This is a genomic window from Candidatus Latescibacter sp. (assembly GCA_030692375.1).
In the GTDB taxonomy this organism is placed as follows: Bacteria; Latescibacterota; Latescibacteria; order Latescibacterales; family Latescibacteraceae; genus JAUYCD01.
Genome location: JAUYCD010000107.1, coordinates 21,925 through 28,410, shown reverse-complemented (window position 1 = coordinate 28,410; position 6,486 = coordinate 21,925). Strand labels below are relative to the sequence as shown.

Here is a 6,486-nt window from a genome sequence, read left to right as displayed (position 1 = left end):
TATGCGGCGGGGGGATTTTGCCATAAGTAATATGGCATATCTCTCGCCGAATAAAAATGGGAGATGGACAGATCCCTCTCCGCTTGTTGACATGAACAAGTTGGTAAGGTATATTTATTTGTTTTGTGTAAATTCCAATGGAGGCGGAGATTGTAAATGACTCTGCTCGCTTTCCTTGTTTCCTTTGGCGCGGTAACCCTGGCTGAAATGGGAGACAAGACCCAGCTTCTGGCCATGGCTTTCGCCACACGGTATCGATTCCTGCATGTTCTTCTGGGGGTGTTCTTTGCCACTGTGGCCAATCATGCGCTGGCAGTGGCCGCCGGGAATTACCTGACCAGGTTTCAATCCGCAGAGGGATGGATACAGGGTCTCGCCGCATTTTCGTTCATCCTGTTCGGATTGTGGACCATCAGAGGAGATACTCTGGAGGGTCAGGATAAAAAGCCAACCCGGTACGGCCCGGTTATAACTGTGGCCATCGCATTTTTCATAGCCGAGCTTGGTGACAAAACGCAGCTGGCGACTTTCGCACTTGCCGCCCGGTTCCCCGCTCATCCCCTCGGAATTCTCATGGGCACTACGCTGGGAATGCTGGTTGCGGATGCCTTCGGGATCGGATTCGGGGTTCTTCTCTGCAAACGAATTCCCGAAGAGACCATCAAGGTTGTTTCAGCGATTGTATTTTTCCTGTTCGGCTTCTATGGTGTTTTCCAGGTATCAAGGGAAATGTTTTTTTTGAGCATGCATTTGGCAGTCGTCATCCTCGTGGTATTAGCCTTGATCACCGGAGTATCGGTAAAAATCATCCGCCAGGCATCGAAAAGGGAAGAGAAACAGATTGAATGCCTTCTGAAGGATCCGGAAAAAAATGTTTCAGAGCTTTCCGGGCTGTCGAAAACCTCACCCGGCCTTCGGCCACCCTCTCCTAATTAGGAGAGGGTCAGGGTGATGTAAATAATGGAATTCATGCCATTATGAATGCTTATTGGAATTAGATCCTGAAACGGTTTTATCGTTCCCGCGAAGCGGCAACGAGTTCAGGATGACACATGTCATGCCGAACTTGATTCGGCATCTATTTTGAAATAAAACACAATATCTGTCATCATGTATATCTTTTCACAAGGAGGAGACATGATTCGGCATATCGGGATCGTGGCCTGTTCCGCTGAAGGCGCGGCTCTCTGCTATCTGGCCATATGCAGGGAGGGCGCTGATATCCTGGGCCGTCACGCCCACCCCGAAATCACCATGCACACCTATCCGCTGAGCGAATACATGAAGCACATCTATAACGGCGACTGGGAGGGAGTGGCGCAGCTCATGATCAGTTCGGCAGAGAAGGTGACCCGTGCAGGCGCCGATTTCCTTATCTGCCCGGACAACACCATTCACCAGGCATTCAATACAGTATGCGCCAGTACCCCCCGTCCCTGGATTCACATTGCGGACGCGGTAATCAACGAGGCGATTACCTTCGGTTACCGCTCTCTCGGGATTCTGGGTACCCGCTATCTGATGGAAGGCCCTGTATACCGTGAAAAACTCGATGCTGCGAACATACTCCATACCATACCGCCCGAGAAAGAGCGTGAGCACATTAATCGCATCATATTCGATGAGCTTGTGTACGGTCTCTTTACCGGTAATTCGCGTACCTTTTTCTCCCATGTCATCGCCTCCCTGAAACAAGAGGGGTGCGATGCAGTGGTCCTCGGCTGTACCGAAATCCCTCTCCTGATCACCCCCGATGTTTCTCCGCTCCCGACTCTCGACTCCACACGGCTCCTGGCGCGGACAGCGCTCAGAGCTGCGGTGGGTCATACAGGCATGGAGAGATTGTTTCAGGGTTCCGTTTGCTGCCCGAAGGAAAAATGAGGTGCTTTGTGCGGGCGAGGAAAACCATTGACAAGGAATGAAGGATTCGTGTAGATTACTGTAAATGTAATCTATACATGACGACATACAAAACATTCCCAATTATTTATATCGTCATGTATTTAACCGGGACAAACATATGTGGTATATTTCAATTTTCGACATTATAGGCGCTGTCGCGGCATTGTTCACCCTTGGTATCGGTGTGTTTCTGATAATAATCAAGATTATCAACCGAAGCTCTAAAAAGAATCGTGAGAAACAAGGCTGAGTAATCCATCACCGACTGCGGAGCCTCATGTCCGTCTATAACCTTATCTCTTTTGCCGGCATCTTCATACTCCTCGGAATCGCGTGGCTTTTCTCAGAAAACCGCAGGATTCTCAATCGGCGGGCCATATTCTGGGGTATCGCGCTCCAATTCATCTTCGCATTTTTCGTGTTCGTTTTCCCGCCCGGAGCAACGGTCTTCCTCTGGATAAACGATGTGGTGGTCAAAATCATGGGTTCGGCGGCGGCCGGCGCCGAATTTCTGTTCGGCAGGCTTGCTCTTCCTCCCGGAGCCTCGAACGCCTCAGGAGAAAGCTCCCTCGGATTCTTCCTGGCGTTCCAGGCTCTTCCCACCATCATTTTCTTTTCTGCGCTCATGTCCATCCTCTATTTCCTGGGTATCATGCCCCGTCTGATCAGGGCGTTCGCCTACCTTTTCACCCGGTTTATGCGCATTTCCGGCGCTGAATCGCTCTGCACCTCCTCGAATATCTTCGTGGGGATCGAATCCACTCTTACCATCCGTCCTCATCTGGCGAATATGACCCGCTCCGAACTGGCGCTGGTTCTAACCGCGGGTATGGCCACTGTGGCCTCCAATGTCCTAGCGGTGTATGTGTTCAGCCTCAAAGCCTATTTTCCTACAATCGCCGGACACCTCATCTCCGCCTCTTTCCTGTCGGCGCCGGCGGCGATAGTAATGGCAAAAATCATCGTCCCGGAGACAGAAACCCCGGAAACCCTGGGGCAGCATATCCATCCCAGCTACGACCGCGAGGCGAACATCTTCGAGGCCGTTATCAACGGGGCCAATGCCGGGGTGAAACTCATCGTGGGGATCGTCGCTCTGCTTGTGGCGGTGCTGGGGCTTGTAGCGCTCATCGACCTGGTGCTTGCCGGCGCGGGAGACTGGATCAACGCTTTTTTCGGAATCGGGATCGACTGGTCGCTCAAAGGGCTGATGGGATATGTTTTTTATCCGATTACCCTGATTCTGGGGGTTCCCCTCTCTGATGCGGGCACAATTTCAAAGATCATCGGAGAGCGGGTCATTGTAACCGAGCTTACGGCATACCAGGACCTGGCCGCCGCAATGGGAAAACACCTGCTCACCGATCCCCGGTCTGCGGTTATCTGCGCCTACGCACTCTGCGGATTCGCCCATGTGGCCTCCCTGGCCATATTTATCGGCGGAGTATCCGCCATCGCGCCCTCTACAACCAATACCCTGAGCAAAATCGGGGTCAGGGCGCTCATAGCCGCAACACTTGCCTGCCTTATGACCGCCTGCGTGGCGGGGACATTCTTTACTGAAGGATCGATTATTTTTAACAGGCCATGAAAAGACTGTCTGAACCGGTGATGCGTTTGATGCTTATGATAAAAGATGATAGAGAGATGGAATGAGCGTTGATTTCCTTATGAGAAAGAGCTTTTCAACGAGGTGTGAGTTGGATCTTCGCAGTTTCTGAATTAAAGTATTTGAATTTATTCTTGAAGTCAATCGGTGCCCCCCATATCCTCGCTCTCTGCGTTGGATCGAGGGCCCAAAATTTCTCGAGTGCATTGTCATCTTTAAAGTAAGGCCACAAGGTATCGGTAGTGAACAAGCGCTGGATGCAATCTCGAGCGATTGCCTCAGCCCTGAAGCCGAGCTTTGCTAAAAGTAGGTCCTTTTGCATCCGATCATGTGCCGAAATAGCTTTATACGGTCCATGCAAGTGTTCAACAGCGCTGCGAACGTCAAAAAGAGTGCCGAGAAGTTCATCGTGGCCCGACCCTATAAATAGCGCGCCGCGACTGATGAATTGTCGTCTTGTATTCCCTATTTCCGGTAAGATAAATCCCTCAATACACCTTACGCACTGGTGAATTCTGACACCAAGTTCTTCCGCTTTGAGTGCTGCATATAATGCATGCATGATGCGCCAAGTTCGATTGTACTCGCCTTCTCTCTCCAGTGTTGAAATTCCTTCAGCTACCTGCATCGTAATGTCCAGAAAGGAATCATCAATCGGCGCACCGTGACAGCCCAGAGGGGGATGGACTGCGTTGTAGCGTGACACTCTGCGAACGTCGATTTCACCGTTGTGATTAACACCGGTCATCAGTGTACCTTCTCCATGATCAATATATGGAAAAGATACCAACAAACCTAAGTACAGACGGTGTATAAGATCTGACAACCGTATATTCTCACCATCGAGGATTTCTGGAGTCTGCGATGGTGCATGGGCGAACAGAAATAGGTTCGCTTTACTCAACTCGTCGACCTTAAGAGTACCGAGCCACTTTTGCCAGTGGTCGGGCATAGCAAGTGGCAACTCACGAGTGACCAGTCGTTCCCGATCCAGATGAAAAGGATCACTGAACTGAAATTCGAGACGATTTACTCTTAAGGCGAGCGCGGCGTACTTGTGATCAGGTGGAATCTCAATCATCTGTAAATCCTTACAAAAGCCATTTTAATGCACTTCAGCTCTCTAGTTTTGCAGTTCCGGTAATATAGATATCCGCTCGCTTACCAGAAAAGCCACCAGCCAGGCCAATTCCTCGGTCCGCCCAGTTTATGCGTACAGCGATGAACCTGTAGTTTGCTAAGGTCACGCTTTATATCCTTTTTCAATCTCGCGCACTGCCTGCACAAAAGGAACGGTTTCCTGCGAGCCCGACTTCGCTTCATCATAGGCCCTGATATCATCGAGTTCCTCGAGATCTTCGACAATCCGCTCCCATTCAGCCAGCGGGAGAAGTACCGCCTTACGCTGCTGATTCTGGTCAACTACGTACTGTGGATGAATGGTAACCATGACACCTCCTACATTCGATAATAATTTTCATGTGGACCAATCATGATTAACTCCAAATCCTCTCCAATGATTCGATAAGCAAGAAGATACTCAGAGGTTTTAATTTTGAATTTGTGAACAAATATTCCCCTTAGACCTCCTTTCTTTTCAACTCCAATAGAAGGATTATTTGCAATATTTCTTATTTCCTGATCTACTATTTCTTTTTCTCCTTTATGTATTCTCTTTATCTTTTTCTCAAAAGACCTTGATTGGTATATTTTCATGTCATTTTCCAAATTTATATTCAGACTTTTCGCCTTGCTCCAATTCTTCTACTCCAATTAAAATTTCTTTGATGAGCGAAAAAGTTAAATCTGGATTTTCCTCAGCACATTTACCCATGCGAGCCCAATGTTCAATCTGGCCTGTTAAGGATCTATGGTCTATCCGGCTAAATTTTTTTGCCTCATTGACAAGTTCTTCAGATATTCTCACTGCTGTTGCCATAGCGTTCACCTCCATACCCTGCAATTATAACGTTTTGCTACCATTATAAATCATTTCATAGCATAATGCAACTTTTTATTGTTGCTTTTGTTTTATTTTTCTTTGCGAACTTCGCGAACTTTGCGAGAGAAAAATTTTTTGTCTGTCTTCTCTCTTTTTTTCTCTGCGTCTCTGCGAAAAACAATCATTAATTCTGGCTCCTGACTCCTGTCTCCTTCTTTTTACCAAAGTCCGCTCGATGCTCCTCCGTCCACTTGAATGGTGGCGCCAGTGATGAAGGACGCCCGCTCGCTGGCAAGAAAAGTCACCAGCCATGCAAGTTCCTCGGGACGGCCAAGCCTGCCCAGGGGAATAGCCGATTCCTGGGCGGCGCGAGCCTGTTCTGGAGTAATACCCTGCTTTTTGGCGCGGTTTTCGAACAGGGCGCGAAGACGCTCGGTGTCGAAGTCTCCGGTGGCGATATTATTGACCAGAATTCCCTTTCCCGCGACCTCCTGCGAAAGGGTCTTGGCCATACCTATGACTGCGCTCCGCAGCGAGTTGGAGAGAAGAAGGCCGCCGATGGGCTGTTTGACCGCGAGCGAAGTGAGGTTGATGATCCTGCCCCATCCACTGGCGATCATGGTCGGGAGAACGGCGCGGCTCATGCGCACCGCGCTCATGAGGGTGAGGTGAAACGCTTTCTCCCAGGCAGCGTCATCGGTATCTGCGAACGTTCCCGGCGGGGGACCGCCGGCGTTGTTGACGAGGATATCTACTCCGCCGAATCGATCAAGGGCAACTTTAAGAAGCTTCTCCGCTGTTTCCGGCTGGCTGAGATCCGCCGCCACCGGAACTACCTCGACCCCGTAGGTTTCAGCAATGGCGCGGGCGGTATTGAAAATGCGGTCGAATTCGCGGGAATTCACCACCAGATTCACTCCCTCCCCGGCGAGCGCTTCGGCGCAGGCGCGCCCCAGCCCCTGGGAGGAAGCGCAGACAATGGCTGTCTTTCCTTTTATTCCAAAATCCATGGTTTCTTCCTTGAAAGATAAGG

General features: G+C 50.0%; 9 protein-coding genes. 4 read left to right on the top strand and 5 right to left on the bottom strand.

Translation table 11 applies throughout. The features are described 5' to 3' along the window. Positions 1 to 156 precede the first annotated feature (156 nt). The 4 genes from Q8O92_06595 to Q8O92_06580 all read left to right on the top strand — a co-directional run bounded on the left by Q8O92_06595 (position 157) and on the right by Q8O92_06580 (position 3,493). On the top strand, positions 157 to 936 hold the full coding sequence (locus Q8O92_06595; protein MDP2982977.1) for a TMEM165/GDT1 family protein: 780 nt from the start codon (positions 157 to 159) through the stop codon (positions 934 to 936). A 201-nt stretch (positions 937 to 1,137) separates the two neighbouring features. Then, entirely contained in the window at positions 1,138 to 1,881 is a 744-nt protein-coding gene (locus tag Q8O92_06590; GenBank protein ID MDP2982976.1) for an amino acid racemase, read from the top strand. A gap of 139 nt (positions 1,882 to 2,020) precedes the next feature. Next, the gene (locus Q8O92_06585; GenBank protein MDP2982975.1) at positions 2,021 to 2,152 is read left to right on the top strand and encodes a hypothetical protein; all 132 of its coding nucleotides are present in this window, start codon (positions 2,021 to 2,023) and stop codon (positions 2,150 to 2,152) included. Between the two features lie 27 nt (positions 2,153 to 2,179). Further along, a complete protein-coding gene (locus tag Q8O92_06580; GenBank protein MDP2982974.1) occupies positions 2,180 to 3,493 on the top strand; it encodes a nucleoside transporter C-terminal domain-containing protein in 1,314 nt (437 codons plus the stop codon). Positions 3,494 to 3,587: 94 nt separating this feature from the next. Here Q8O92_06580 and Q8O92_06575 read toward each other — a convergent pair whose 3' ends face one another. From Q8O92_06575 to Q8O92_06555, 5 genes are all read right to left on the bottom strand, one after another. Beyond that, on the bottom strand, positions 3,588 to 4,592 hold the full coding sequence (locus tag Q8O92_06575) for a hypothetical protein (GenBank protein MDP2982973.1): 1,005 nt from the start codon (positions 4,590 to 4,592) through the stop codon (positions 3,588 to 3,590). Positions 4,593 to 4,754: 162 nt separating this feature from the next. Continuing rightward, positions 4,755 to 4,961 (bottom strand): hypothetical protein, encoded by a 207-nt coding sequence (locus tag Q8O92_06570; protein ID MDP2982972.1) that lies wholly within the window; start codon positions 4,959 to 4,961, stop codon positions 4,755 to 4,757. Between the two features lie 8 nt (positions 4,962 to 4,969). Beyond that, positions 4,970 to 5,227 (bottom strand): type II toxin-antitoxin system RelE/ParE family toxin, encoded by a 258-nt coding sequence (locus Q8O92_06565; GenBank protein ID MDP2982971.1) that lies wholly within the window; start codon positions 5,225 to 5,227, stop codon positions 4,970 to 4,972. A 1-nt stretch (position 5,228) separates the two neighbouring features. Then, the gene (locus Q8O92_06560) at positions 5,229 to 5,450 is read right to left on the bottom strand and encodes a hypothetical protein (GenBank protein MDP2982970.1); all 222 of its coding nucleotides are present in this window, start codon (positions 5,448 to 5,450) and stop codon (positions 5,229 to 5,231) included. A gap of 221 nt (positions 5,451 to 5,671) precedes the next feature. Beyond that, positions 5,672 to 6,463 (bottom strand): SDR family oxidoreductase, encoded by a 792-nt coding sequence (locus Q8O92_06555; protein ID MDP2982969.1) that lies wholly within the window; start codon positions 6,461 to 6,463, stop codon positions 5,672 to 5,674. Between the last annotated feature and the right edge of the window lie 23 nt (positions 6,464 to 6,486).

Excerpts from the sequence above, each read along its gene's own strand:
- Q8O92_06590 (MDP2982976.1), top strand. The coding sequence starts at position 1,138 with ATGATTCGGCATATCGGGATCGTGGCCTGTTCCGCTGAAGGCGCGGCT.
- Q8O92_06570 (MDP2982972.1), bottom strand. The coding sequence starts at position 4,961 with ATGGTTACCATTCATCCACAGTACGTAGTTGACCAGAATCAGCAGCGT.
- Q8O92_06555 (MDP2982969.1), bottom strand. The coding sequence starts at position 6,463 with ATGGATTTTGGAATAAAAGGAAAGACAGCCATTGTCTGCGCTTCCTCC.
- Q8O92_06560 (MDP2982970.1), bottom strand. The coding sequence starts at position 5,450 with ATGGCAACAGCAGTGAGAATATCTGAAGAACTTGTCAATGAGGCAAAA.
- Q8O92_06575 (MDP2982973.1), bottom strand. The coding sequence starts at position 4,592 with ATGATTGAGATTCCACCTGATCACAAGTACGCCGCGCTCGCCTTAAGA.
- Q8O92_06580 (MDP2982974.1), top strand. The coding sequence starts at position 2,180 with ATGTCCGTCTATAACCTTATCTCTTTTGCCGGCATCTTCATACTCCTC.
- Q8O92_06585 (MDP2982975.1), top strand. The coding sequence starts at position 2,021 with ATGTGGTATATTTCAATTTTCGACATTATAGGCGCTGTCGCGGCATTG.
- Q8O92_06565 (MDP2982971.1), bottom strand. The coding sequence starts at position 5,227 with ATGAAAATATACCAATCAAGGTCTTTTGAGAAAAAGATAAAGAGAATA.
- Q8O92_06595 (MDP2982977.1), top strand. The coding sequence starts at position 157 with ATGACTCTGCTCGCTTTCCTTGTTTCCTTTGGCGCGGTAACCCTGGCT.